Raw genomic sequence first — 25,683 nt, forward strand, 5'->3', positions numbered from 1 at the left:
CAAAAGGGGCGAGACGGCGCGCCCCTGGGGTGCACATGAGAATCGATCTCATGTAAGGTGGTGGTCGCAGGGCCGGTCCGGCCCGACCGCGGAAGCGCCGCGGCAGCCGCAAGCACAGGAGAGACCGTGAACGATCAGCAGGCCGAGCAGATGCGACACGGAGCGGGCTTCATCGCCGCGCTCGATCAATCCGGGGGCTCCACGCCCAAGGCGCTGGCCGGCTACGGCGTCGGCCCGGAGCGCTACTCCAACGACGCCGAGATGTTCGAGCTGGTCCACGCCATGCGCACCCGCGTCATCACCTCCAAGTCCTTCACCTCCGACCGCATTATCGGCGCCATCCTCTTCGAGCGGACCATGGACGGGCAGATCGAGGGCCGCCCCACCGCCGAGTACCTGTGGGAGGTCAAGCACGTCGTCCCCTTCCTCAAGGTCGACAAGGGCCTGGCCGACGAGGAGCACCACGCCAAGGTCATGAAGCCGATCCCCGGCCTGGACGAGCTGCTCGCCCGCGCGGTGGCGGCCGGCATCTTCGGCACCAAGATGCGCTCGGTCATCCTGGCCGCCGACCCCGAGGGCGTGCGCGCCGTCGTCGACCAGCAGTTCGAGATCGCCGGGCAGATCATCGCCGCCGGGCTGGTGCCGATCATCGAGCCCGAGGTCGACATCCACGCCGCCGACAAGGCCGAGGCCGAGAAGCTCCTGGTGGCGGCGCTGACCGAGCACCTCGACGCCCTGCCCGAGGGCAGCGACGTCATGCTCAAGGTGAGCATCCCGACCGTGGACGGCCTGTACTCCGGACTCATGAAGCACCCCCGTGTCATGCGCGTGGTGGCGCTGTCCGGCGGCTACGAGCGCGAGGACGCCAACGCCCGCCTGGCCCGCAACCCCGGCCTCATCGCGAGCTTCTCGCGTGCCCTGCTGGAGGGCCTGAGCGACGGCCAGAGCCAGGAGGCCTTCGACGCCACGCTCGCGGCCACCGCCGAGAGCGTCTACGAGGCGAGCGTCGCCTGACGCGATCAAGCCCGGGCCGGCCGGTGGGGCCGGTCCGCTGAGCCCGGCTGGGCGCTCCGGGCAGTGGTGCAGCGCCTGATGGCGGCCGTCGTCGGTTGGGGTTCCGACGGCGGCCGCCGTGCCGCCCGGCTGCCCGGTCTGTGCCGCTCCCGTGCTGCTCTCCGGCGACGCGACGTCGAGTGGTGCGGCGCACATGCGTGGCCGTCGCCCCCGTGGTCCGGGCGATGCGGGTGCGACTCGAGTCCTCCGGACCTGGCGGGAGACGACCCGACGTGCAAGGCTGTGCCTGTCATCAGGAAGGTGGTGCCCCATGACTGTCGACCCCAGACCCGGCGCGGAGAGTCCGGACGGCGCAGTGCCGGCCGACTGGCCGACCGACCCGGGTCCGTACCGTCACCATGACGCCCCGGTGCGGCGGAGTATCCCCGGAATCGGCCAGACCCGGGCCTACTGGGTCGACGAGACGACCCTGGCCTGGCCCGTCGACCTGCTTCCCCACGGGGTGACGCCCTCCATGTGCGTGGGCCCCGGCGGCGGCCCCCCTCGCAGCGCCCCGCCGGTCAGCTTCGGGCTGGTCGCCTCCCCCGACGGGCAGGTCCGAGTCGAGAACGGGATGCTCCACCGCGGGTCCCGGGGATTCGAGCTCTCGCTCGTCCTGACCGGCGAGGTCGCCCCCGAGGTCGTGGCCGCTCACCCTCAGCTGGCCGGCTACCTGGCCCTGACCACCGCCGACGAATTCGGTGCCCCCCGCCTGGGGCGCGAGGACGTCGAGGCGCTTCTGACCGGGCAGCTCGCCGTCGTCCAGCGCACCACCGTGGCCAGCGGCGGCTGGCTCACCGCGTTCACGGGGGTCCAGATCTGGCCGGTGATCGACCGCTTCTGGGGGCGTGCCGCCTCGGCGAGGGACGGCTCGGCGCCCCTGGGGGTCCGCTTCGTCGAGGTCGCGGGTGCCGAGCCCGGGGACGCGGGGGGCGCTGCCGGTCCCGACGGCGCTGCCGGCGCCGGCTCCGACGCCGGGGCCCCCGGCTCGCAGGCGGCCTCCGGTCCCGGCTCCGGCGATGGGCGCACGGTCCCCGCCGGAGACGCGCTCCCGGCCTTCGCCCTGTGGGCGCCCACCGCCCTGGCCGTCACGCTGCTGGCCTGGGAGACCGGCGACGCGACCGGCTCGGCGCCCCTGGTTGACGGCCCGCCCGCGCGTCTGCCCGCCTGCCGGTGCGACGACGGCCGGTGGGAGGTGGGCGAGGGCCGTGTCGGCGCCGGCGCCCAGTACCTGTGGGAGGTCGAGGTCTTCGTCCCCTCGACCGGCCGGATCGAGCTCAACCTGGTCACCGACCCCTACAGCACGGCCCTGACCCTGGACTCGCGCCGCTCGGTCGCCGTCGACCTGAACCAGCGCGCCCTCAAGCCCTCCTCCTGGTGCGAGAACCTCAACCCCGTTGTCGACTCCGACGCCGCCCGCGTCATCTACGAGCTGCACATGCGGGACTTCTCTGCCATCGACGCCTCCGTGCCGCCCGAGCTGCGCGGCACCTACGCGGCCTTCACCGTTGACTCGGTCGGCACCCGCCACCTGGGCGCGCTGGTGAGCGCGGGCATCGACACCCTGCACCTGCTGCCGATCTTCGACATCGCCTCCGTCCCCGAGAACCGGGCCGACCAGCAGGTTCCCGAGATCCCGGTCGACGCCTCCGCGGCCTCGCGCCGCCCCCAGGCGGCCGTGACCGCCGTCGCCGACCGGGACGCCTACAGCTGGGGCTACGACCCGTACCACTGGATGGCCCCGGAGGGCTCCTACGCCCGGGAGGGCCGCCAGGACGGCGGCGCCCGCACCCGCGAGGTGCGCGAGATGGTGGGGGCGCTGCACGGCATGGGCCTGCAGGTGGTCCTCGACCAGGTGTACAACCACACCGCGGCGGCGGGACAGGACCGGTACTCCGTGCTGGACCGGATCGTGCCCGGCTACTACCACCGCCTCGACGCCGACGGCGCCGTCGAGATGAGCACCTGCCACAACAACGTCGCCACCGAGCGCGCCATGGCCGAGCGGCTCATGATCGACGCCTGCGTGGCGTGGGTGCGCCACTACCGGGTGGACGGCTTCCGCTTCGGCCTCATGGGCTACCACAGCGTCGGGACGATGGCGCGCTTGCGCGAGGCGTTGGAGGAGGTTGCCGAGGACGCCGTCGGCCACCCGATCTACCTCTACGGCGAGGGCTGGCACATGGGGGAGGTGGACGACAACGTCCTGTTCCGCCAGGCGTCCCAGGGCCAGCTCGGTGAGCTGGGCATCGGCACCTTCAACGACCGCGTCCGCGACGCCGTCCACGGCGGCAGCGTCGAGCAGCCCGACCCGCGGACGGACCAGGGCCTGGGAAGCGGGGAGGTGACCGACCCCAACGCCCTGGAGAGCCGCAGGGAGGACGCCTCGCGCAGGGACCTCGCCTGGCGCAGCGACCTGATGCGGCTGTCGCTGGCGGGCAACCTGCGCGAGTTCACGCTGCTGACCTCCGACGGGCACTGGCGCCGCGGCGAGGAGATCGGGTACGGGGACTCCCCGGCGGCCTACGGCGTCCAGCCCGCCGACTCCATCGCCTACGTGTCGTCCCACAACGACGAGACCCTTTTCGACCGCCTCGCCTACAAGCTGCCTCTGACCACCTCCATGGCGGACCGTGTGCGCATGAACACCCTGTGCCTGGCCGCCGTCACCCTGGGTCAGTCGCCGGCCTTCTGGGCGGCTGGGTGCGAGATGCTGCGCAGCAAGTCCCTCGACGCCGACTCCCGCGACTCCGGCGACCACTTCAACGCCATCGACTGGACCGGGCGGGACAACGGCTGGGGGCGCGGACTGCCGCCGGCGGACCGCAACTTCGAGTCCTGGATCATTCAGGCCGATCTCCTCGCCCGCGACGAGCTGCGCCCCACCACCCACGACATCGCCGTCGCCCAGGCGCAGGCCCTCGACCTGCTGCGCCTGCGGCGCAGCACGCCGCTGTTCTCCCTGGGGTCGGCCGAGCTCATACGCGAGCGCGTGAGCTTCCCGGTCTGCGGGCCGCAGGCGCAGCCCGGCGTCATCGTCATGGTGATCGATGACGGCGCCGGCGAGGCGGACGTGGACCCCGCGCTGGATGGGGTCGTGGTGGTGCTCAACGCGACGCCCCATGAGATCAGTCAGCGGGTCGACGCCCTTGTGGGGCGCTTCCTGGTGCTCTCCGATGTCCAGGCCGGCGGGGCGGACCCGGTGGTGCGCGAGACGCGCTTCGACCCCGCCACCGGCACGATGACGGTGCCCGCGCGCACGGTCGCGGTGCTCGTCGAGCCCTAACGGGCCGATTGCGGGGCCGCCCGCCTGCTTTCGCCGCGATCGGTCGTATTCCGGCTCGAGATCGGTTCAAGGGGGTTTGCGGGGCCCGTCGCCGGGCCTCCATCAGCTCTCCGGGATTCCTCAGGAGGCCCCGGGAGGCCGACATCGACCGGGAAAAGGTGGTTCCTACGCACTTTTAGCACCGGCTTCCGCCCCGCCCTCGTCGTAGAATCGCGGAATCACGCCGATCCCCACCGTGCCCAGGAGGGGTGATCGCTTTAAAAGTGCGTGGGAGCCACCTTTTTGAGGGGGCGCAGCTCGCGGCGGCAGCCTGTGGCGGGCGTCAGGCGAGTGGTGCGGCGTCGTGCTTCTCCTGTCCGCGTCCGCCTGGGGATAGAGTGGGGATATGAGCCCTGATCGGATCGATCTTCCTGCCGCCTCCGCCGTCGTGATCAAGGGGGTGCGGGACGAGCCCTCGCCCGACGACGGCCGGCGCGTCCTGGCCGACCGCCTGTGGCCGCGCGGGGTGAGCAAGGAGCGCGCCGCGCTGGACGAGTGGGCCAAGGACGCCACGCCGTCGACGGCGCTGCGCCGGGCATTCCACTCCGGAGACCTCGCCTGGGAGCAGTTCGTCCCCGCCTACCGCGCCGAGCTGGAGGAGGAGCCGGCCGCCCGCGAGGCGGTCGACGGGCTGCGCGCCGAGGCGCTGAGCGGGCGGGTGACCCTGCTGATCGCCGGGCACGACCGGAACCACACCCACGCCCGGGTGCTGCGCGAGGCCATCCTGGGCGTGGACGACCCGGACCTGCCCCGCTGAGTCGGGGTGCCCGCCCCCTGTTCGGGCGCCGCGCCGGCCACTATGCTTTTTCTTGAGGCGCCCGGGGGGATCGGGTGCGGGGTGACGCGTGCCACGGGGCTGCCTCCCGGCCCGGGGTCGCGCGGGCTCGTTGGGACGTGCCCGCCCCCGCTCGTGTGCTCTGGACGAGGAAAGAGAGCTGAGACTGAGATGAGGAATGAGACCGGCGCCGTCGTCGGGCGGCGCGCCCTGATCGGCGGCGCCGCGGCCCTGTCCGCCCTCGCGGCGAGCGCCCTGGCCGCCTGCGGGAAGAAGAAGCAGAAGGCCGACGGCCCGGTGGAGGTGGAGCCCGGCGACACGTGCGCGCGCTGCGGGATGCACATTACGGATATGCGGCACGTCGGGGAGATCATCGGCGTCGAGGACGTCTGGAAGTTCGACGACGTCGGCGAGCTCTTCGTCTACCACCAGGAGCAGGGTCTGAAGGACGGCGACGTCCAGGCGATCTACGTCAAGGGCTATGACACGGGCAGGTGGATCGAGGCGGGCTCGGCCGGCTACGTCGTCGCCCCCGACGTCGAGACCCCGATGGCCACGCACGTGCTGGCACTGGGCAAGGAGGACTCCGTCAGCACGTACACCGCCTCCGCCGGCGCCCGGGAGACGACCTACGACGATCTCCTCGCCAGCCCGCCCGAGGCCACCATGGACACCATGGACATGGGCTCCGGCGGCATGGGCGGCACGGAGTCCCCGTCGAGATAGACATTTTCGTATGAGGTAGACGGTGACACCGTCTACCTCATACGAAAATGTCTATCTCGACGCCGGGGAGCGGCGCCGAGCGGGCCCTCGAGCAGGGGTCCCGGCCCTCGTGCGCCGAATTTAAGAGCGGGTGTTGGGCATGAGGTAGTGGGGGCCGATGAAGCCGATGTGCACCTTGCCCGTGCGGCCGTCGGTGTCGTCGTGGAAGTAGACGCGCGGGGCGAGGTCCTTGCCGCCCTCGGCGATCTTGAGGTGGCTGTACATATAGGTCCTGCCGCTGGGATGGACCTCCTTCGCCACCGGCAGGAGCCTGCGGTCGTTGAACTTGGGAGCGTTGCGGACGGTCTCGCTCTCGGTCATCGACAGCTTCTTGTCGGTGGCGGGCCAGCTCTCGGGGAAGCCCAGGTGGCACCACTCCCAGAACCCGCCGGAGAAGTGCTCCTCCCGGCAGTGCCTGGCGTAGGCGGCCAGCGCCCGCAGCCCCCGCCAGGTGGTGTCCCCCCAGACGGTCGCCTGGGGGATCGCGACGAGGCGGTCGAGATCGTGCTTGGCGGTGTCGGGCAGGCACAGGTCGTCCACGAGGTAGGTCTGTGCGGCCAGAACGGCCTCCTCGATGTCCTGGACGGTGTCGGGCACGTCGGTGCCGGGGTCGTCCTTGGCCCCCCAGTAGATCTCCGGCCGGCCGATCTCGTCGAGCCGGGAGCGCAGGCGCGCAAGGTGGCCGCGGAGCCGGTTCACCTCGCCGTCGCGCTCTTCGAGGTCCTCGCGCAGGGCGTCGGCCTGGGACAGCGCGTCCGCCAGCTCGCCCTCCAGGAGCGACACCTGGTCGGGCGATGCCACGCCATCGCCGTCGGACCCGCTCGAGGGTGAGAACACGGCGAGCGTCGGCGGCGCGGGCAGCCGTGCCGACAGCGCGGCGGCCGTCTCGATGACACGGTCGACGCCGGGCCCCCACGAGGGCTGGAAGCGGTTGAGGAGGAAGTACCGGTGGCGCCGCCCGTCGCCGTCCTGGTCCAGGGGCGCCGGCGAGTAGACGCGGACGCTGCCGTCCCATGCCGCGAGGCTCCCCAGGCGCTCCCGGAAGACCCGGGCCGCGGCGCGGTCCAGGGTGAAGACGGTGGCGAGCCCCCGGGCGCGCTCGGCGATCACCCGGGCGCGCATGAGCCAGGCGTCCTCGTCGTCGTGGTTCGGCTGGGTGCAGACGATCGCCGGCAGCCGGCGGCCCGACGAGCGCAGCACCTTGTCGACCAGGAGCGGGATGCCGATGGCGGGTATGGCCTCGGGCGCGGACAGGAGCCGCGACATCCCCAGGCTCGGCGCCCCCGGGATCGCGAGCAGGTCGTCGACGACACGCGGCCGCTCGATGGGCGGCCGCCGGGTGGGGTCGGAGGTTTCCATCCGGTTCTCCACGACGACGTCGACGCGCTCGTCGTTCCCGACGGCCCGTACGACGACCTCCCAGCGCGTCGTCGTACCCACGGCGCCGGCCATCGTGTCCCAGACGATCCCCTCGAAGCTGGTGAGGTCGGCATCGTCCCCGGGGACGCTGCCGTGCGGGCTGCGGATTCTCACCGTGCGCTGCCGGTCGGTCAGTGCAACGGTGTGCTCGCCGTCGGGCAGCTCGGCCTGGGCGCCGTCTGTCGCCCAGGCAGCGAACGATGCCCGGGCATCGGAGAGGTAGTGGGCGATGCCGTCATACGGGCGGTCGTGCCACTGGATGCGGGCGAGGATACTCATAGTGCTTCTTCGGATTGACTTCGAGTTTGAGGCGAATTACATGCGCGGGCAAATTATATGGACGGCTCCCGACGACGGCGCGACGGCACGACGAGTCCCGACCGCAGCGCGTCGGTGCTCTGCCAACGGCGTACAGCCGACCGGGGCGCCCGTGCCGCTCGCGTGCGGCGCACTCAGCCGCGAGCGGAATCCCGGGGAGGACGGCGCTTCCGATGGCGCCCATCCATCGTGATCGGTTCGGTGCCGTTTCGAGATCGGTTCGAGATGCCCGAACCGGCGGCCTCGGAACCGCGAGCAGGAGCCGGGCCGGTTGGGTGCCTCGGCCGTGGTGGGGCGCGGACGTGCCTTCCCGGCGTCAACGTACATTTTGTCCCGGTCCTTCTGGGGGTGGAGGTCAGAAGGATGGGAGAAGGGCGCGCCCATGCGGCGAAGCTCCGTCCGCGCCGTCAACCGTCGTCGATGCTCGGCGTCGGCCCACGCTGCCCGCCGGCGTCGGCCCCTCCGGAGCCTTCCCGGTGCCGGCTCGGGGCTCGCCGAGGCCTTGGAGGCCCTTCGGGCGGGCGGCACTCGGAGGATGGCGGCACCCGGTGGGCGCTTCGAACCGATCTTGAGCCGGAAGTGAACCGATCTTGAGCCGGAAGTGAACCGATCTCGGTGCGGAACTCGACCGATCCCGGCCCTGGTCCGCGACCTGGACGTCAAGGCCCGTGGGCTGTCCCGCGGTTGGGAGGGGCTGGCGGTTATTGACGTGCGTCCTACGCCCAGCATCTCCAGCGTGGCGATCTCGCTGGAGGTGTCCAGCGACCTCCCTTCGAAGGCGGCGCAGACCGCGAGGCGGTTCCTCGACCAGGTGCTGGACCTCATGCGGGACGAGGGGAACATCTTCAAGAGCGCCAGCCGCGAGCTCGCCTGCGCCTGATCATGTCCGCCGCCCAGGAGGGAACCGCAACGCTGGGCTGACCGACGCCATTAAGACTCCGGCCCGACGTATGGCCGCTGAGATCATCTACATCGTGCGCAACTCGTTCAACGACGTCGCTGTCAGCCAACCCGGCAGCCATTGAGGCCCGCGCTGGGTGCGGGTGCTCACGTCGCCCATGACCCTTCTTCCGCGTCGGCGGAGCAGGTCGACGTCGTAGCCCTGCTCGGCCTGCCCGTGCCCGCTCGTACTCAGTCCCGGGAGGCCCGCCGCTCCCGCCGCAGGGCCTCCCAGTGGGCCAGGCGCTCTCGGATGCGCCGCTCGTAGCCGTGGTCGGTCGGCTCGTAGAAGGGCTCGCGCTCCTCTGGTGGAGGGTACCCCTCCGGCATGTAGTCGGCGCCCGAGAAGCCGTCGGCGGTATCCGGGTCGTACTGGTAGCCGGCCCCGTAGCCGAGCTCCTTCATCAGCCGCGTCGGCGCGTTGAGAATATGTGCGGGCGGGGCGAGCGACCCCGTCCTCCCCGCCGCCTTCTGCGCCCGCCCCAGTCCCCGGTAGACCGCGATCGACTTCGGCGCGGTGGCCAGGTAGACGACCGCCTGGGCGATGGCGAGCTCCCCCTCGGGGGAGCCGAGCCGCTCGTAGGCGTCCCAGGCGGCCAGCGCCACGGTCAGCGCCCCGGAGTCCGCCACCCCCACGTCCTCGCTGGCGAAGCGCACGAGCCGCCGCACCACGTACAGCGGGTCCTCGCCCCCGGCCAGCATCCGCGCCAGCCAGTACAGGGCGGCGTCCGGGTCGGAGCCGCGCATCGACTTGTGGAGAGCGGAGATGAGGTTGTAGTGCTCCTCGCCGGACTTGTCGTACAGGGGCGCCCGTGAGGCGACGACGACGGCCAGCTCCTCGGCGTCCAGGAGCCCCCCGCCGCCCGCGGCGGCGTCGGGGGGCTCGACGGCGGGGGCCGTGGGCGTGCCGGAGGCCGCGGCCGTGCCGGAGGCCGTGGGTGTGCCGGAGGCCGTGGCCGTGCCGGAGACCGCGGCCGTGCCGGAGGCCGTGGGCGTGCCCGCGCCGTCGGCGTCGTCGGTGGTGCGGGGCCCTCCATCCGCGGCGTCGTCCTCAGGTCCTCGGGGCGGCTCGTACTCGGCGCCCTCAGCGCTGTCAGCCGCCTCGGCGCCTCCGGCGCCCTTGAGGCGCGCCCAGCCCAGGACCTGCTCGATCATGCCCAGCAGGTAGCGGCCATCGCCGTCGGCCATGGCGAGCAGGGCCGCGCGGGCGGCGCCGGTCAGCGGGAGCGGCCCGCCGGCCAGCGCCTCGGCGCGCTCCAGCAGCACTGCCAGGGAGGCCTCGTCCAGGCGGCGCAGCACCATGACCTGGCAGCGCGACAGCAGGGCGCTGTTCAGCTCGAAGCTCGGGTTCTCCGTGGTGGCGCCCACCAGCACGACCGTCCCGTCCTCGACGTACGGCAGGAAGGAGTCCTGCTGGGCGCGGTTGAACCGGTGGATCTCGTCGACGAACAGCAGCGTGCCCTGCCCGACCTCGCGGCGGCGCGCGGCCGCGGCGAAGACCTTGCGCAGCTCCGCCACCCCGGAGAAGGTCGCCGAGACCTGTTCGAAGGTCAGGCCGGTGCGCTCCGCCAGCAGCCGGGCGATCGTCGTCTTGCCGCAGCCGGGCGGCCCCCACAGGATGATGGAGGACAGGCGCCCCGCCTCGATCATGCGCCCCAGGGACGCGTCCGGGGCCAGCAGGTGGTCCTGCCCGACGACGTCGGCCAGCGCGCGCGGCCGCAGCCGGTCCGCCAGCGGCCGCGTCGGGTCGTCGACGACGGGGCCGCCGCCTTCCGCCGCGGCGTCGAAGAGCGAAGGGGCGTCGGTGCTCATGGGCCCAGGCTACGGCGGTGCGGGTGGGCCGGCGTCCGTCTCGACCGGCTCCCCGAGACGGGAGTCGAGGGATGGCGGCGCCCGGCGGGCGCTTCGAACCGACCTCGGCGCGGAAGTGAACCGATCTCGAGCCGGAATACGACCGATCTCGGTGAAGGGGGGCGGCTGGCGCGCACCGGCGTCGTCGGCCGGGACCCCCGCCGGCAGGGCCTACCGGCCGGGCTCCCGCGCCGCCCAGGCGGCGAGGCCGGCGGGGCTCGCGACCTCGTCCAGGGCGGCCTCGGCGGCGCCGACCAGCGCGGCGTCGGCCCCGAGCTCGCCGACGACGACCCGCGGCGCCTCGCCGCGCAGGCACCGCATGAGGCCGCCCGCCAGGGACTCCTCGAAGGCCCGGGGTGAGTGGTCGCGCAGGAGCGGCCCGATCCCGCCGAGGGTGACGACGTCGGGGTCGGTGATATTGATCAGCCCGGCCAGGCCGCGGCCCAGGCTCGCGGCCGCGGCCGCAAGGACCGGGCGGTTGGCGGGGTCCGCCTGGGCGATGACCGCCCCCACGGACGCCGCCGAGTCGTCGTCGGCCCCCAGCCGCCGGGCCAGCGCCCTGGTCCCCAGGACGGTGTCCCAGCAGCCCCGCGCCCCGCAGTCGCAGACCGCCTCCGGGTCGCCGAGGGGGAGGTGCCCGACCTCCATGGCCAGGCCGGTCGCCCCGAGCACGGGCGCGCCGTCGAGGACGAGGCCGCCGCCGACGCCGGTGAGCACGGTCAGGTGCAGGGCGCTGCGCGAGCCGCGCGAGGCGCCGCGGCGGGACTCCGCCAGCGCCTCGCAGGTGGCGTCGTTGGCGACGAGGAGGTCGGCGCCCGGCGCGGCCAGGGGGGCGAGGCTCACCCGGTCCCAGTCCAGGACGGAGGACTGGACGACGGTCCCCTCGCGGACGGTGGCGGCCGCGGCGACCGACACGGCCCGCACCCGGCCCGCACGCTCGCTCGCCTGCGCGGCCACCGCCCGGCGGACGGGGGCGAGCACGTCGGCGGGGGCCCGGCCGCGATGAGGGGCGGGGGCTGCGGCTGTGAGGTGGCCGTCGAGGCCGGCGGTCGCCGTCCGCCAGCCGGTGGCGGTGATCTCGACGGCGATGACGAGCGGCCCCGACGGGTGCGCGGTGAGCGCCGAGGTGGGCCGCCCGCGGCCGCGGGGGACGGGCGCGCCCTCGTCGAGGACGGCGGCCTGGCGCATGCGCGTCACGAGGTCGGCGGCCGTGCCGCTGGAGATGCCGAGCTCCTGGGCGACCCGCGCCCGGGTGATGCCGGGGGAGCGGCGCACCAGGGCGCAGACGTCGGCCGCCAGGGCCCAGCGGAGCTGATCGGCGGTGCTGTGTCGGTGCGTCATGGGCTTCTCCGGTTCTCCGTCTAGCATTTTGATCGGCTCACGAGTTTAATAGGTGCATGACCTCATTCGCGCACCATCTTGCCCCCTGCCGCGCCGTCCTCCTCGACATGGACGGCACCCTGGTGAGCTCCACCGACGCCGTCGAGGCCGCCTGGACCGCCTGGGCCCGCGCCAACGGCGTCGAGACGGCCGCCGTCCTGGCGGTCTGCCACGGCCCGGACGCCGCCACCACCGTGCGGCGCTTCCTGCCGGGCATCGGCGAGGCGGAGCTGGCCGGGCACGTCGCCGCCCACCTGGAGCGCGAGTGCGCGGACACCGACGGCGTCCGCCCCGCCCCCGGCGCCCTGGAGCTGGTCTCCTGGATGGACGAGCGGGGTCTGCCCTGGGGGGTCGTCACCAACGCGCACCTGCGCCTGGCCCGCGCGCGCCTGGGGGCGGCCGGGCTGGACCCGCCGGTCATCGTCTCCCGCGATGACGTCGAGCGCGGCAAGCCCCACCCGGAGGGGTACCGGCTGGGGGCGCGGCGTCTGGGGGCGGAGCCCCGGCGCACGGCCGCGGTGGAGGACTCCGCCCCCGGCCTGGCGGCGGCGCGGGCCGCGGGGGCGGTCGTCGTGGCGGTGGGCGGGGCCCGGGACGGCGACGTCGTCTGCCGCGACCTGCACGAGCTGCGCCGGCTCCTGGCCGCGGCAGGGCGCCGGGTCCCGTGAGGGCTGCGGCGGGGCGGATCGTCCTGGCCGAGGCTGTTCGGGCTTGTTCGGGCCCGTTCGGGTTGCTCGCCCCGGCTATCGCGGCCGTCGCCGGCGGTGGCCCGGGCGCCGTCATGCTGGATCCGCACGGTGCTCCGCGGCGGTTCCGACCTCACCGGCACCGGTGGGCTCCGGAAGGTCCGAGGGGTGTGCGCGAGCCGCCCTCGCCGCAGGGTCGCCGGCGCCCTCGGCCGTCTTACGGGGTCAGTGGCGTGATACGAAGGGCGGTACGCACATGGGAGGGCGGGGGCCCGGCGGGATGGGCATCAGGTTTTGTTGTTATTCCGCGGTTCTGCTCATGACGTCGAGACGTGTTGACGCGCTCCCATGTGCGCACAGGGGGGCCTGGGCACATGGGAGCGCGTCAACACATCTCGACGATCGCGGATGATCCGCATATTTCCAACGAAAAATGGCGCTTCACTTGCGAATGCCCTTCTCTCCCATGTGCGGTTCCCCGTTGGCTGCCGTGCGCAGGTGCTCGGCGGGTCGTGGCCGGGCGCGTGCGCAGCTCTTCTGCGACGCCCTCGACGCGTCCAGGCATCTCGAGGGCCGCCGGAAGCCGGCGCGGACCATATCTCGGGCGGTGCCGTGTCTCAGGGGATCGGTGACCGCCGCGTCTCGGGCGGTGCCGGCCGCCCTGGGGAGAAAACTCCGGTGCTTCGTGGAGGATCTCTTCGGGAGCTCTGCTCGCAGGAGCCATAGCGGCACGGCTTCCGACATCACTCGGCTCTCCATGAAGGGGGTGAGGGCCGAGTCGGGGACGGCGTTCACGTCGACGCCCAGGATCACCTCAAGCCCGGGCTCCGGGTGCGACAGGTCCGCGAGCCCCGTCGGTTCGTCCATGTGGAACAGCAGGTCGATGTCGGAGCCCTCGTGCTCGCGGCCTATTGCGACGGGTCCGAAGGCGCACTCCGCAGCCGCCGGCACTTCTGATCGCACGTATGACCTCCCCGCGCTGCCTCCGCAGCCGCCGGGCCGAGGGGTGACGCCGCCTGGTCTGGTCGGGGGCGTGGTGCCGCCTGGAAGCGGATCGGGCGGAAGACCCCGGGCTGGGAGCGGCCGGGGCTGATGGGGCGCGTCGGGTGCTGCCCCAGAACTTGCGGCGGGCAGAAAAATAGATATCATTTTGCTAGCCAAGGAGGTTCTCATGTCCACCAGTCCCACCGCCCCTGCTGCTCCGACCGACCCGGCCCTGGAGCGTCCGCCGAGCGCGCCTGACCGGATCCCCGGTCGCGTCGACATCGCGGAGAGGCCCGCGCGCGCCGCCGGACCCGCGGCTGCCTTCCTCGCCCTCATCCTCCTGCTGGCGATCATGGCGGGCCTGATCGTTCTGGCCGTCGCCAATATCGACGCCGCCGACGCGGGCGAGCCGGGGGCGGTGGCCCGAGTCGTCGGCGGGTTCGTGGGGGTCACGCTCGTGGTCGTGCTGCTGGTCAGCTCCTTCGTGATCGTCGTCCCCGGGCAGACCAGCGTCCGCCAGTTCTTCGGCCAGTACATCGGCACCGTGCGCCGCACCGGCATGGTGCTCGTCCTGCCGCTGACCACCGGCAAGAAGGTCTCCGTCAAGGTCCACAACTTCGAGACCAGTGAGCTCAAGGTCAACGACCTGGAGGGCAACCCCGTCAATATCGCCGCCATCGTCGTGTGGCAGGTGGCCGACACCGCCCGCGCCGTCTTCGCTGTCGAGGCCTACGAGGAGTTCATCAAGGCGCAGGCCGAGTCCGCGCTGCGCCACGTGGCCACCACCCACCCCTACGACGAGCCGGGCCCGGGCGAGACCTCGCTGCGCGGCGGCACGGACCTCGTCTCCGGCGAGCTGGCGGCCGAGGTCGCCACCCGGGTCGCGCTGGCCGGCCTGGAGATCGTCGAGGTGCGCATCTCCTCGCTCGCCTACGCTCCCGAGATCGCCCAGGCGATGCTGCAGCGTCAGCAGGCGGGCGCCGTCATCGCCGCCCGCGAGCAGATCGTCGAGGGCGCCGTCACCATGGTCAACCAGGCCCTCAGGCGCCTGGAGAACGACGACATCGTCGACATGGACGACGAGCGCCGCGCCCAGATGGTCTCCAACCTCCTGGTGGTCCTGTGCTCGGATCAGCGCACCCAGCCCGTGGTCAACACCGGGTCTCTCTACGCCTGAGTCGTGGCCGGGAGGGAGCGCAAGCAGATCCTGCTTCGGCTGGACCCCGCCGTCCACGCGGCCATCGCCACGTGGGCGGCGGACGACCTGCGCTCGGTCAACGCCCAGATCGAGATCATCCTGCGCCGCGCGCTCGCCGATGCCGGCCGCGGCGTCAGGGCCGCCCCCATGCGCGGGCGGGGGCGGCCGCGCAAGGACAGGGACTCCGACAGGGACTGCTCCGACGAGGACTGCGGGGAGCCGCGCGAGAAAGGGTGACGGCGACGGCGGGGGCACGGGTGAAGCGGTGGCGGCGCCCCCGGGGGGGCCGGTCCGGGCGACTGGTGCGGCCCTCTCAGGTGCGCGGCTCCGGGGATCGCCGCGCCAGGTGCGCCGCCAGGTAGCGGCCGGTCGTCGATTCTACCGCCGTGATCTGCGAGGGCGTGCCCGCGGCGACGACGCGCCCGCCGTCGGCCCCGCCGCCGGGCCCCATGTCGATGACCCAGTCGGCGTTGGCGATCATGCCGAGATCGTGCTCGATGACGAGCACTGTGGCGCCCGCATCCACGAGCCGGTCCAGCACCCTGAGCAGGACGCGCACATCCAGCGGGTGCAGCCCGATACTGGGCTCGTCCAGTACGAACACGGTCCCGTGCTGGTCGCGCCCCAGGTCGGTGGAGAGCTTGAGGCGCTGCGCCTCGCCGCCCGAGAGGGCCGTCGTCGTCTCCCCGAGGGTGAGGTAGCCCAGGCCCAGATCGGCCAGCAGCCGTAGGTGGCGTCGCACTTTCGGCAGGTCCGCGCACGCCCGCTCCGCCTGCTCCACCGTCAGGGCGAGCAGTTCCGGCAGGGACAGGGCGCCGTCGGTGGAGCCGCCTGTCGGGATCCGGCGGATGTTGCGGGCGTCCTCGCCGTAGCGCGAGCCCTCGCACTGGGGGCAGACGATGTCGACGTCGGGGAGGAACTGGACGTCGAGGACGATCTGACCGGTGCCGTCGCAGTGCTCGCAGCGCAGCGAGCCGGTGTTGTAGGAGAAGTCGCCGGCCTTGAGGCCAGCCTCCCTGGCGGCCGGGATCCGCGCGTACACGCGCCGCAGCTCGTCCATGACCCCGGAGTAGGTGGCCACCGTCGATCGGACGTTCGTGCCGATGGGCGAGGCGTCGACGACGACGACCCGGCGGGCGTGGTCGGCGTCGATCGTCGCGGCTGGGGCGGGTGGGGCGCTGGACGTGGCTGGGGCGGGTGGGGCGCTGGACGTGGCTGGGGCGGGCGGGGGCGCGTCGTTGGCCAGGGACCGCAGCGCGGGGACGAGGGCCTCCAGGACGAGGGTGGTCTTGCCGGAGCCGGACACGCCGGTGACGGCGGTCAGCCGCTGCTCGGGGATGGCGACGTCGAGCGCGCGGACCGTGTGAATCGGGGCGGTCTCCAGGCGAACGGCGCCGTGGTCGAAGACCTCCTCGGCCGGCGCCTGCTCGCGACTGAGGACATCGGCGCGCCCGGTGATGAACGGTGCGATGCGGCTGGTCGGGTCGGTGACCGCATCCGCCATGGGGGCGCTCACGACGATCTCGCCGCCGTCGTGCCCCGAGCCCGGGCCGATCTCCACCAGCCAGTCGGCCTCGCGCAGCAGCGCCGCGTCGTGGTCGACGACGAGCACCGAGTTGCCGTCCGCCAGCAGGTCCCGCATGACGCCGAGAAGTCCATCGACGTTGGCCGGATGCAGGCCGATGCTGGGCTCGTCGAGGACGTAGAGCACCCCGGTGGTGCGGTTGCGCACGGCGCGGGCGAGCTGGACGCGCTGCCGCTCCCCGGTGGACAGGGTTGACGATGTGCGATCCAGCGACAGGTAACCCAGGCCGAGTTCGAGCAGGCGACGGGCGGTGACGGCCAGCTCGTTGACGATCTGGTGGGCCATGGCCACGAGCTCGACCGGCATGGTCTCCGGTATCCCGGCGGCCCATTCGACGAGGTCGTCCAGGCTGAGGCGGCAGGCCTCGTCCAGGCCGAGGCCGCGGACTCTGGTGGAGCGGGCGAGCTCGGACAGGCGCGAACCGCGGCAGGCCGGGCAGGTGCGCACGGTCATGAATCTGTTCAGGCGCTCGACGCCCTTCTCGCTGTTCGCTCCGGACATGGCCTCCTCGACGGCGGCGATGGCGTTGCGGTAGGTGGCGTTGAGGTCGAAGAGCTTGCCGGTCTTGGAGGGGATGGTGACCCGGCGCGTGACCCCGGGGCCGTGCATGACGGTCTCGCGCTCGTCGTCGGTCAGCTCCCGGAAGGGGACGTCCACGCGCACCCCCATGGCCTCGGCGACGTTCCACATCCAGCCGATGCCGAAGATCCCCCAGCTCTTCACCGCACCGTTGCGGATGGTCGCGGACTCATCGGGCACGAGCGCGTCCTCGTCGATCTCGCGGATCTCGCCGGTGCCCTGGCAACGGGGGCAGGCGCCGTCGGAGTTGAAGGCGAAGGACTCCGCGCCCGGCTGGGTGAACTCCGTCCCGCAGGCGGTGCAGTGCAGGGGGACGTCGAGGGCGACGTCGATGGTGGGCTCGTTGAGGTGCCCGTTGGGGCACATGTGGTGGCCGAGGCGTGAGTAGGCCAGGCGCAGGGAGCTGAGTACCTCGGTGGAGGTGCCGAAGGTGGAGCGCACTCCGGGCACGGGCGGGCGCTGGTGCAGGGCCAGGGCGGCGGGCACGTGCAGGACCTCGTCGACGTCGGGGCGGGCCGCCTGGGTCAGGCGCCGACGCGTGTAGGTGGACAGCGACTCCAGGTAGCGGCGGGCGCCCTCGGCGTAGAGCACTCCGAGGGCCAGGGAGGACTTGCCCGAGCCGGACACGCCGGCGACCGCCACCAGCCTCCCCAGCGGCACCTCGACGTCGATGTTCTTGAGATTGTGCACGCGGGCGCCGCGCACGCTGATCGCGGTGGGAGCCGAGAGAGGGTGTCCGGCCATGGACGTGACGCTACACCTGGCGCGTGGCCGGACGGCGGGTGGTGGGGGCGCGCCGGGTGCCTGCCCGGGCGTCCGCCCTGCGCAGTGCGCCCGGCCCGGCGCGCGGGCGAGTTCGCGCGCCGGGCCGGGCGCACGAGTTCGCGAGGGGACCGGTGCACGGGCTCGCGCGCGGTGCGTGGGCCGCGCCGCCGCGACGTCGCCGACAATGCCGTGCGCGGCGCCTCATGAGATGCGGTGATGTGAAGATGCGGTGATGCAGGGATGCTACTGTGTTCTCGTGCGAACGACGCTGGATATCGATGACAGTGTTCTCGCCGTCGCCAGGGAGAAGGCGCGGCGTGAGGGCCTCTCCCTCGGCCGGGTCGTGTCGGACTACGCGCTGCGTGGGATTCACGGTGGCGGACCGGACGCCGGTTCTCGCGGGGTCCCCGTCTTCACACCTCCGCAGGGGGACCCGTCCCATACGGTGACTCTGGACCTCGTCGAGAGGCACCGCGATGGCGACGAGTGAGCGGCCGCTGCGCCTGCTCGACGTCAACGTGATGCTTGCGCTCTCTCTGGCCAATCACGCTCATCACAGGGCCGCCACCAGCTGGTTCGAGGATGTCGGCGCGTGGGCCACGTGCCCGATCACCGAGTCGGCGTACTGCCGGCTTCTGCTCAACCCGCGTGTCACGGGGTTCGAGCTCGGCGTCTCGGAGGTCTTCGACGCCTTGAGGACGTTCTGCTCGGTCAGCGGGCACGAGTTCATCGAGGACTCGGCGTCATTGACCGCTCCTGCCATCGATGTCAGCGGGCTCGTCGGATACCGTCAGATCACGGACTTCCACCTCGTGGACCTCGCGGCGCGTTCCGGGGCCCTGCTGGCGACGCTGGACGCGCGGATCCCTCCGGCTCTGGCGGACGAGGATCGCCGCTTCGTCGAGGTCATCCCCGTCGCCTGAGGGGCGGGCCGGCGATGTCGCGGTCGCCCCGGGGCCCGCGGGGTCCCGGGCCGGGCCCGCACGGGTGCGGCGGCCGATTCGGGAGCTGCGGCGCGGACCGCGGGGTTGAGCGGCTGCACGAGGAGGAGCGACGGCGGGATCGACCGATCTGTTCGATCTCGCCCTGTTCATCCACGAGGTCGAGGAGCTCACCGGTTTCCCGACGGATGCGATCTCCGATGCGGAGGTGCCCGCCGCTCTCGCCGACGCGGTGCGCGAGGCGGTCCCGCTGTGAGCGAAGAAGGTGACGCGGCGCGTTTCGCGCCCCGGGCCCGCCGTCCGGCTACGCGTCCGCACGACCGGGCGAATCTCGACGCCGAGCTCGGGTTGATTCGGGCCAGGATCGGCGCCGTCATCGCTCGCGGACGCGAGGGCTTCCATGACGGGGAGGAGACCCATGACGTCGCCTGCATGGTGATCATTCGGTTCGCCGCCCTGCTCGAACGGCCCGAGTTCGCGCCCCACCTGGCGGCGGTCACCCGGGAGGAGCGTCTCGCCATCCGCACGACGCGCAATATCGCGGCTCACGCCAGATACCGGCCCATGGACGACGACTTGTTCTGGCTCGCCGTCACGCGGCGCGTGCCCGCCATACTGGATCGCCCCCGCAGGCGGTGACGGGCGAACCCGCCTCGCACCGGGTCCGATGACGATCGCCTCGGTGCTGCGGACGAGTCGTGGTGACCTGCCGCCTCGGCCGAGCGCGCGGGTGCCTTCGGGGGCCGGATGACGGCTGATGCCGAGGCGTTCCTCCCCCGAGGGCGCCCGTTCCGACCGCTCGGTGTCCGAATCTGCCACAAAGGTCGTTTTTGTACACTCGAAGGAGTGGTCGATCCGCGTGATTCCAGCGATCTGCAGCGCGCCGCATGGTACAAAGCGAGGCCTTTGTGGCAGATTTGGACACGTACTGCCCGGGCATGGTCCCACGTGCCTCACGCGCCCCATCGGCCGCGCCTCGGCCTCTCGGTCCCGTGAGCGATGGCGGCGAAGGGCTTGTTCCGCGCGGGCCGGGGTCCACCTACGGGCCATGCGGGTGGCGGGCGTGGCGCGGAGTCGGTTCCGCGCGAGCCGGGGTCCACCGCGAAGAGTGTCTTCGTCTCGCCGTATGGTCGGGTCGATTCCGTGCCAACCGGAGCCCGCTGGTGCCGTCGCGTCCCGCGATTCGTGTCGGAGGCCCCGCCATACTGGGCGCATGATCGCCGAACCGACCGCAGCCCCGGGGCTCCCGGATGCCTTCGCCCCCGCGACCCGGGCCTGGTTCGGCTCCGTCTTCCCGGACGGCCCGACGCCGGTTCAGGAGCGCGCCTGGGCGGCCATCGGCCGTGGCGAGAACGCGCTGGTCATCGCGCCCACCGGTTCGGGCAAGACGCTGGCCGCTTTCCTGTCCGCCATCGACCGGCTCCTCCGGGACCCACCGCCCGGCCGCGGCGCGACCCGGGACGGGAGCCCGCCCGGCCACGGCCGCCGCGGCGTGCGGGTGCTGTACATATCCCCGCTCAAGGCCTTGGGCGCCGACGTCGAGCGCAACCTGCGACATCCGCTGGCCGGGATCACCGAGACCGCCGCGGAGCTCGGAGCACCGGCCGTTCCGGTGGGTGTGGGCGTGCGCTCGGGCGATACGCCCGCCGCCGAGCGCCGTCGTCTGCGCACCCGCCCGCCGGACATCCTCATCACGACGCCGGAATCCCTCTACCTCATGCTCACCTCCGCCGTGCGGCAGACGCTGCGCACCGTCGAGACCGTCATCGTCGATGAGATCCACTCCTTCGCCGCCACCAAGCGCGGCACGCACCTGGCGCTGTCCCTGGAGCGCCTCGACGACCTCCTCGAACGGCCGGCCCAGCGCATCGGCCTGTCCGCCACCGTCGCCCCGCGCGAGGAGATCGCCCGATTCCTCGGCGGAACCCGCGCCGTCACCATCGTCGCCGACGATGGGCGCACGGCACCGGAGGTGACTGTGACCGTGCCCGTCATCGACATGGCCCGGGTGCCGGCCACCGCGGACAGGCGCGCCCGCATGGACCGGGCTCTCGCCGGGCCCACCGACGCCATCCGTCGGGAGCGTCGCGGGCGCCCGGGCAGGGGAGACGACGTGCGGGCGTGGCGCTCGGACCGCGCCCTGCGGCAGGCCCTCGCCCGGGGACTGGATGGTGCCAACGGGGTTGAGGATGCTGGCGGCCCGCGCGGCGCGGGCGGCACCGATGCGGACGGCCTCGCCCCGACGGACCCGGTGGGCGGCGAGTCCACGGATCGGGCGGGTCGTGGGCGCGCCTCCCAGACGACGGCCTCCATCTGGCCGCACATCGAGGAGGCGATCCTCGACCAGGTACTCGCTCACCGTACCACCCTCGTCTTCGTCAACTCCCGCGGAGCCTGCGAGCGGCTGACCGCCCACCTCAACGAGGCCCACGCCATGCGCGTCGCTGCCGGGGGCGGCACTGGGCCCGGGTCGGACTCCGGTGCCGGGGCCGACTCGAGTGCCCGACCCGGTGGGGCGACGGGCGATCCGCGGATGACCAGCGCCGTGGATGCCCATGGGACGAGCCCCGCGTTGGCAGGGCCCGCCGAGCCCGCGCCGGAGTCCGCTGGGCCCGCACCGGGGCGAGCCCGCCTTGCACCCAAGCCCGCCGAGCCCGCGCCCGCCCGCCACCACGAGTCCTGGGAGATGGGCGAGACCAAGCGCGCTCAGCCCCTGCCGGCCGACACCCCCGTCATCGCCAGGGCCCACCACGGGTCCGTCTCCAAGGAGCAGCGCCTCGCCGTCGAGCGCGAGCTGAAGTCCGGGCGGCTGCGCTGCGTGGTCGCCACCGCCTCCCTCGAACTGGGCATCGACATGGGTGCCATCGACCTGGTCCTCCAGGTCGCGCCCCCGCCCTCGATCGCCTCCGGTCTGCAGCGCGTGGGCCGCGCCGACCACCGCGTCGGCGGGCGGCCGCACGGCACCATCTACCCGATCGAGCGCACCCAGCTCATCGACGCCGCCGTCGCCGCCGAGGGCATGCGCGCGGGCGCCATCGAGCGCTCCGCGCTGGTCGCCAACGCCCTGGACGTCCTCGCCCAGCAGACCGTCGCGGCGGCGAGCGTCGAGGACCTGGACGCCGACGACTGGTACGCCACCGTCCGCCGAGCCGCCCCCTACCGGGAGCTGCCGCGCGTCTCCTACGACTCCGTCCTGGAACTGCTCGCCGGCGGCTACGCCTCCGCGGACCTCGCCGGCTTCGCCCCGCGCCTCGTGCGGGACCGGGACACCGGTGCGCTCACCGCCCGCCCCGGCGCTCAGCGCCTGGCCGTCACCGCCTCCGGGACCATCCCCGACCGCGGCATGTTCCCCGTCGTCCTGCCCGAGGGCGCTCAGGACGGCGGACGGCGCCGCGTGGGCGAGCTCGACGAGGAGATGGTCAACGAGACCGCCGTCGGCGACATCATCACCCTGGGGACCACGAGCTGGCGGGTGCGTGAGATCGGTGCCGACCGCGTCGTCGTCGACCCCGCCCCCGGCCGCAGCTCCCGCCTGCCCTTCTGGAGGGGCGACGGGCCCGGGCGCCCCGCCGCCACAGGCGCCGCCCGGGGCGCCTTCCTGCGCGAGGCCTCCGCGGGACTGAGCGACGTCCCGGCGGCTGGCCCCGATGCGACCTCCTCCCCGTCCGCCCCGGTACCCGCTCCCGAGCTCGCCGCCGGGCCTGGCGCGACGCCCGACCTCCTGGACCGCCTGGCCGCCGCCGGACTGGACGCGAACGCCCGGGCCAATCTCATCGCCCTGCTGCGCGAGCAGCGGGCCGCCACCGGCGTCGTCCCCAGTGACACCACCCTCGTGCTGGAGCAGTACGAGGACGAGAGCGGCGGCCTGCGGATCATTCTCCACAGCCCCTACGGGAGGCGCGTCCACGAGCCGTGGGCCATGGCGATCCGCGAGCGCGTGCAGCAGCTGCTCGACCTCGCCCCGCAGATCGTCGTCGCCGACGACGGGATCGTCCTCCAGGTGCCGGCCCTCCAGAGCCGCGGGCCGGGCGGCGGGCGGGCCGGCGCGCGGGATCGTCTGCTCGGAGGCGAGCTCGTCGTCTTCGACGCCGAGGAGCTGACCCGCCTCGTGCGCTCGCGGATCGACGGCACGGCCCTGTTCGCCGCCCGCTTCCGCGAGTGCGCCGCTCGCGCCCTGCTCATGCCGGTGGCGAGTCCCGGACGGCGCACACCCCTGTGGCTCCAGCGCATCACGTCCGGTCGGCTCCTCGAGGCCGCCGGCCAGTTCCGCGACTTCCCCGTCCTGGTGGAGGCGGCGCGCGAGTGCCTCCAGGACGTCTACGACCTGCCCGCCCTGGCCGATCTCATGAAGCGGATCGCCGCGGGGACGGTGCGCCTCGTCGATGCTGCGACCCCGACGCCCTCGCCCTTCGCCCGCCCGCTCCTCTTCGGCTACACGGCCGCCCTGCTCTACCAGGAGGACCTGCCGCGCGCCGAGCGCCGCGCCCACCTGCTGTCCTTGGATCCCGACGCCCTCGCCGCGCTGGTCGGCGACGACGCGGCCGATCTGCTGGACGAGGAGGTCCTGGCGAGGGTCGAGGCCGAGCTGCAGCGGCTCGCTCCAGGGCGGCGGGCGCGGCCCGACGCCGAAGGGGTCGCCGATCTGCTGCGCGAGCTCGGTCCGCTGACGATCGACGAGCTGGTCGCCCGGTGCCGGGGCGGGGAGGAGCACGGTGAGGCGGCCGGGGATGGTGATGCGCATGCGGACCGAGTCGACGGTGCGAGCGGGACCGGTTCCGTGGACCGAGCCGACGGTGCGGGCGGGGAAGAGGACGGCGGTGCGGAGGCCCAGGATCCGCGCCGCACTGAGCCGCTCGTCGCCGAGCCCGCCGTCCGCGGTGCGCTCGCCGAGCTGGAGCGCGCTCGTCGGGCCCTGCCCGTGCTGATCGGCGGGCGTCCTCACTGGACGCGTGCCGAGGACGCCGCGGTGCTGCACGCCGCCCTGGGCGTCGACATCCCCGTCTGGGCCGGGAATCAGGGTGACATCGTCCGACGCACTGCCGGCCGCGGCCCGCTGGACGACCTCGTCCTGAGGCACGCGCGCACCCGTGCGCGTGTCACCGTTCGGGGCGTCGCCGACGCCTTCGGCCTCGGGACGGCCGTGGCCGGGGAGTCCCTCGCGCGGCTGGCCGGGGAGAACGCCCTGGTGCGACTCGACGGGACTCGTGGGCACTCCCCCGAGAGCGCTCGCGGTGTCCTCGGGGACGACACCGGCGGTGCTCGGGGACCCCGCGAGGATGCCGGGGGCGGCGCTGGTGAGAATGCAGCCGGCGAGTGGTGGATGGCGCCCGCCGTCCTGAGGCGCGTGCGCAACCTGTCCCTGGCCCGGGCGCGGGAGGCCATCCGACCCGTGAGTCCGCATGCCCTCCAGCGACTCGTGCTGACCCGCGCCGGACTGGTCGAGCCGCGCGCGGGCATCGACGCGCTCGCCGACGCCGTCGCCGCCCTGGAGGGAGTGTGGTTGCCGGCCGCCGCCTGGGAGACGACGGTCCTGCCGACGCGCGTGAGCGACTACCGGCCCGCCATGCTCGACGAGCTCATAGCCTCCGGCGACGTCATCTGGCGGGCGAGGGGCGGGGCCGTGTCGGCGGACGGGACCGCGGGGGGCACCGGGAGAGGCGGTTCTGAGAGCGCCGCCGGAAGGGGAGAGGCCCCCGGCTCACCGGCCGAGATCGCCTTCTACCCCTCCGACTCGCCGTTGGCCCCCGAGATCGGCGAGCCCGTCGACGCCCAGCACGCCGACGAGGTCTGGGCTCTGGCCGTCCGCGGCCTGGCCACCGCGGCCTCCTTCGAGCCGGTGCGCCGCGGTCTGAGCCCGGGCCCGGTCGCAGCGCCGCGCAGGCGGGTGCGCAGCCGTCGTGGTCGCCGACGCTACGCGGATCTCCTCGGTCCACGGGCCCCGGCGGCACGGGCCGCCGCCTCGGCCGATGGCGCCTGGCCGGCCGATGGGGCGAGCCCGGAGGATCGGGGCGGGGCGGCCGAGGCCGTCGGGGCCCTCACCGCCGCGGGCGGGGCCGGTGCGGGCAGTGGGAACGCGAGCGGCTCCGCCGCCGCGTCCCTCGTGGCGACAGCGACCTGGCGCCGGCTGCGGGATCCACGAGTCGACGACGTCGAGACCGCCCTGGCCGGCGTCGAGTCCGTCCTGGACCGTTACGGCGTCCTCACACCGGATATCGCGCTCGCGGCGGGACTGCCCGGCGGACTCGGACCGCTCATGCCTCTGCTGCGCCGGATGGAGGACACCGGGGCGCTGCTGCGCGGGCGGTTCGTCGAGGGGCTCGGCCCGGTCCAGTTCGCCGAGCGGGAGACCGTCGAGGTGCTGCGCTCCCTCGCCGAGCGGGACGGCGATGCGGGCCGGGGCACGGACGGTGCACGCACCCGGCGCGCATGCGCTGGCGGCGACGGGGCCGCGGGCCGGGCGAGCGCGTCCGGTCCTCCCGTCGTCGTCGACATCAAGGACCCCGCCTGCCTCGTGGGCCGCGGTGTGCCCTGGCCCGACCCGGCGCTGCCGCCGGAGCAGATGGGATCGCCCGGCGCGTCCGGGGCCGGGGAGGGGACCGCCGTCGAGCGGCCCACGAGGCGCGGGGATGCGAAGGTCGTCCTCGTCGACGGCCGACCCGTCCTGCACGCGACCGGGGGCTGGCGGTCGCTGACGTCCTTCACGACGGAGGAGAGCGAGTTCGACGCTGCTCTGGCCGCGCTCGTCGTCGCCGGGCGGGCCGAGGTCCGGGCCGCCGTCATGAAGGGGGAGGGGCGGGCGTCACGCCGTATCGTCGAGCGCGTCAACGGGCGTCCCGCGTCGGGGCGGGAGATGAGCGCCCTGCTCGGCCGGGCCGGGCTGGTGCGCGATCCCAAGGGCATGCGACTGGTCGTCGATCCCTACGGTCGTCGCTGAGCGGGCTCGGCGCCGATCGCCGTGCGGGGTGGTGGGGCCAGCGCGCATTCCGAGGCGCCCAGCGGAGCGTCCGCGGAGCGCAGGGCGGGCCCCGCCGGTCGTCGCCTTGGCAGGGACGCCAACGAGGGGCGTTCGCGGCGCGCAGGGCGAGCCCCGCCCGACCGCGGATATCCCGGGGCGAGCATC

Annotated in this window: 16 protein-coding genes; 11 read left to right on the forward strand and 5 right to left on the reverse strand. The window is 73.5% G+C overall.

From position 1 onward, the window contains the following. The first annotated feature begins 126 nt into the window (after positions 1–126). From AIF0345_RS00770 to AIF0345_RS00785, 4 genes are all read left to right on the forward strand, one after another. A complete protein-coding gene (locus AIF0345_RS00770; RefSeq protein WP_285296848.1) occupies positions 127–1,014 on the forward strand; it encodes a fructose bisphosphate aldolase in 888 nt (295 codons plus the stop codon). Between the two features lie 310 nt (positions 1,015–1,324). Beyond that, positions 1,325–4,339 carry a pullulanase-type alpha-1,6-glucosidase gene (gene pulA / locus AIF0345_RS00775; protein ID WP_285296850.1) on the forward strand — a complete coding sequence of 1,005 codons (3,015 nt, stop codon included), beginning with the start codon at positions 1,325–1,327 and terminating at the stop codon, positions 4,337–4,339. Positions 4,340–4,724: 385 nt separating this feature from the next. Then, a complete protein-coding gene (locus AIF0345_RS00780; protein WP_043563428.1) occupies positions 4,725–5,135 on the forward strand; it encodes a DUF488 domain-containing protein in 411 nt (136 codons plus the stop codon). Positions 5,136–5,324: 189 nt separating this feature from the next. Next, the gene (locus tag AIF0345_RS00785; protein ID WP_285296851.1) at positions 5,325–5,879 is read left to right on the forward strand and encodes a nitrous oxide reductase accessory protein NosL; all 555 of its coding nucleotides are present in this window, start codon (positions 5,325–5,327) and stop codon (positions 5,877–5,879) included. A gap of 120 nt (positions 5,880–5,999) precedes the next feature. Here the strand turns inward: AIF0345_RS00785 and AIF0345_RS00790 are convergent, their stop codons facing one another. Then, a complete protein-coding gene (locus tag AIF0345_RS00790; protein ID WP_052375102.1) occupies positions 6,000–7,616 on the reverse strand; it encodes a hypothetical protein in 1,617 nt (538 codons plus the stop codon). Between the two features lie 640 nt (positions 7,617–8,256). Between AIF0345_RS00790 and AIF0345_RS00795 the strand changes: the two genes are divergently transcribed. Continuing rightward, positions 8,257–8,535 carry a hypothetical protein gene (locus tag AIF0345_RS00795; RefSeq protein ID WP_052375103.1) on the forward strand — a complete coding sequence of 93 codons (279 nt, stop codon included), beginning with the start codon at positions 8,257–8,259 and terminating at the stop codon, positions 8,533–8,535. 251 nt (positions 8,536–8,786) lie between these two features. Here AIF0345_RS00795 and AIF0345_RS00800 read toward each other — a convergent pair whose 3' ends face one another. Then, positions 8,787–10,406 (reverse strand): replication-associated recombination protein A, encoded by a 1,620-nt coding sequence (locus AIF0345_RS00800; RefSeq protein WP_285296852.1) that lies wholly within the window; start codon positions 10,404–10,406, stop codon positions 8,787–8,789. A gap of 210 nt (positions 10,407–10,616) precedes the next feature. Beyond that, entirely contained in the window at positions 10,617–11,786 is a 1,170-nt protein-coding gene (locus AIF0345_RS00805) for an ROK family protein (RefSeq protein WP_268917249.1), read from the reverse strand. A 56-nt stretch (positions 11,787–11,842) separates the two neighbouring features. Here AIF0345_RS00805 and AIF0345_RS00810 point away from each other — a divergent pair, with 56 nt between their 5' ends. Beyond that, positions 11,843–12,493 carry an HAD-IA family hydrolase gene (locus tag AIF0345_RS00810; protein WP_268917250.1) on the forward strand — a complete coding sequence of 217 codons (651 nt, stop codon included), beginning with the start codon at positions 11,843–11,845 and terminating at the stop codon, positions 12,491–12,493. 459 nt (positions 12,494–12,952) lie between these two features. On the opposite strand, the gene AIF0345_RS00815 is transcribed toward AIF0345_RS00810, so the two are convergent. After that, positions 12,953–13,474 (reverse strand): nucleotidyltransferase family protein, encoded by a 522-nt coding sequence (locus tag AIF0345_RS00815; protein WP_285296853.1) that lies wholly within the window; start codon positions 13,472–13,474, stop codon positions 12,953–12,955. Between the two features lie 208 nt (positions 13,475–13,682). Between AIF0345_RS00815 and AIF0345_RS00820 the strand changes: the two genes are divergently transcribed. Both AIF0345_RS00820 and AIF0345_RS00825 read left to right on the forward strand, forming a co-directional pair. Then, positions 13,683–14,672 carry an SPFH domain-containing protein gene (locus AIF0345_RS00820; protein ID WP_268917252.1) on the forward strand — a complete coding sequence of 330 codons (990 nt, stop codon included), beginning with the start codon at positions 13,683–13,685 and terminating at the stop codon, positions 14,670–14,672. A gap of 3 nt (positions 14,673–14,675) precedes the next feature. After that, the gene (locus AIF0345_RS00825) at positions 14,676–14,930 is read left to right on the forward strand and encodes a hypothetical protein (protein ID WP_268917253.1); all 255 of its coding nucleotides are present in this window, start codon (positions 14,676–14,678) and stop codon (positions 14,928–14,930) included. Positions 14,931–15,006: 76 nt separating this feature from the next. Here the strand turns inward: AIF0345_RS00825 and AIF0345_RS00830 are convergent, their stop codons facing one another. Further along, a complete protein-coding gene (locus tag AIF0345_RS00830) occupies positions 15,007–17,601 on the reverse strand; it encodes an excinuclease ABC subunit UvrA (RefSeq protein ID WP_268917254.1) in 2,595 nt (864 codons plus the stop codon). A gap of 497 nt (positions 17,602–18,098) precedes the next feature. Between AIF0345_RS00830 and AIF0345_RS00835 the strand changes: the two genes are divergently transcribed. The 3 genes from AIF0345_RS00835 (at position 18,099) to AIF0345_RS00845 (ending at position 25,497) form a co-directional block, all read left to right on the forward strand. Then, positions 18,099–18,545, forward strand: coding sequence for a TA system VapC family ribonuclease toxin (locus AIF0345_RS00835; RefSeq protein WP_268917255.1), 447 nt, complete (start codon positions 18,099–18,101; stop codon positions 18,543–18,545). A gap of 270 nt (positions 18,546–18,815) precedes the next feature. After that, a complete protein-coding gene (locus tag AIF0345_RS00840) occupies positions 18,816–19,202 on the forward strand; it encodes an antitoxin (RefSeq protein ID WP_285296854.1) in 387 nt (128 codons plus the stop codon). 574 nt (positions 19,203–19,776) lie between these two features. Then, complete coding sequence (locus tag AIF0345_RS00845) at positions 19,777–25,497, forward strand: DEAD/DEAH box helicase (protein WP_285296855.1); 5,721 nt, start codon at positions 19,777–19,779, stop codon at positions 25,495–25,497. The last annotated feature ends 186 nt before the right edge of the window (positions 25,498–25,683 follow it).

The organism is Actinomyces israelii (assembly GCF_030253495.1).
Lineage (GTDB): Bacteria > Actinomycetota > Actinomycetes > Actinomycetales > Actinomycetaceae > Actinomyces > Actinomyces israelii.

Bases quoted from the DNA above. Each gene is read 5' to 3' on its own strand.
- AIF0345_RS00810 (WP_268917250.1), top strand. From the start codon at position 11,843: ATGACCTCATTCGCGCACCATCTTGCCCCCTGCCGCGCCGTCCTCCTC.
- AIF0345_RS00805 (WP_268917249.1), bottom strand. From the start codon at position 11,786: ATGACGCACCGACACAGCACCGCCGATCAGCTCCGCTGGGCCCTGGCG.
- AIF0345_RS00835 (WP_268917255.1), top strand. From the start codon at position 18,099: ATGGCGACGAGTGAGCGGCCGCTGCGCCTGCTCGACGTCAACGTGATG.
- AIF0345_RS00820 (WP_268917252.1), top strand. From the start codon at position 13,683: ATGTCCACCAGTCCCACCGCCCCTGCTGCTCCGACCGACCCGGCCCTG.
- AIF0345_RS00790 (WP_052375102.1), bottom strand. From the start codon at position 7,616: ATGAGTATCCTCGCCCGCATCCAGTGGCACGACCGCCCGTATGACGGC.
- AIF0345_RS00800 (WP_285296852.1), bottom strand. From the start codon at position 10,406: ATGAGCACCGACGCCCCTTCGCTCTTCGACGCCGCGGCGGAAGGCGGC.
- AIF0345_RS00830 (WP_268917254.1), bottom strand. From the start codon at position 17,601: ATGGCCGGACACCCTCTCTCGGCTCCCACCGCGATCAGCGTGCGCGGC.
- AIF0345_RS00845 (WP_285296855.1), top strand. From the start codon at position 19,777: ATGATCGCCGAACCGACCGCAGCCCCGGGGCTCCCGGATGCCTTCGCC.
- pulA (WP_285296850.1), top strand. From the start codon at position 1,325: ATGACTGTCGACCCCAGACCCGGCGCGGAGAGTCCGGACGGCGCAGTG.
- AIF0345_RS00785 (WP_285296851.1), top strand. From the start codon at position 5,325: ATGAGGAATGAGACCGGCGCCGTCGTCGGGCGGCGCGCCCTGATCGGC.
- AIF0345_RS00780 (WP_043563428.1), top strand. From the start codon at position 4,725: ATGAGCCCTGATCGGATCGATCTTCCTGCCGCCTCCGCCGTCGTGATC.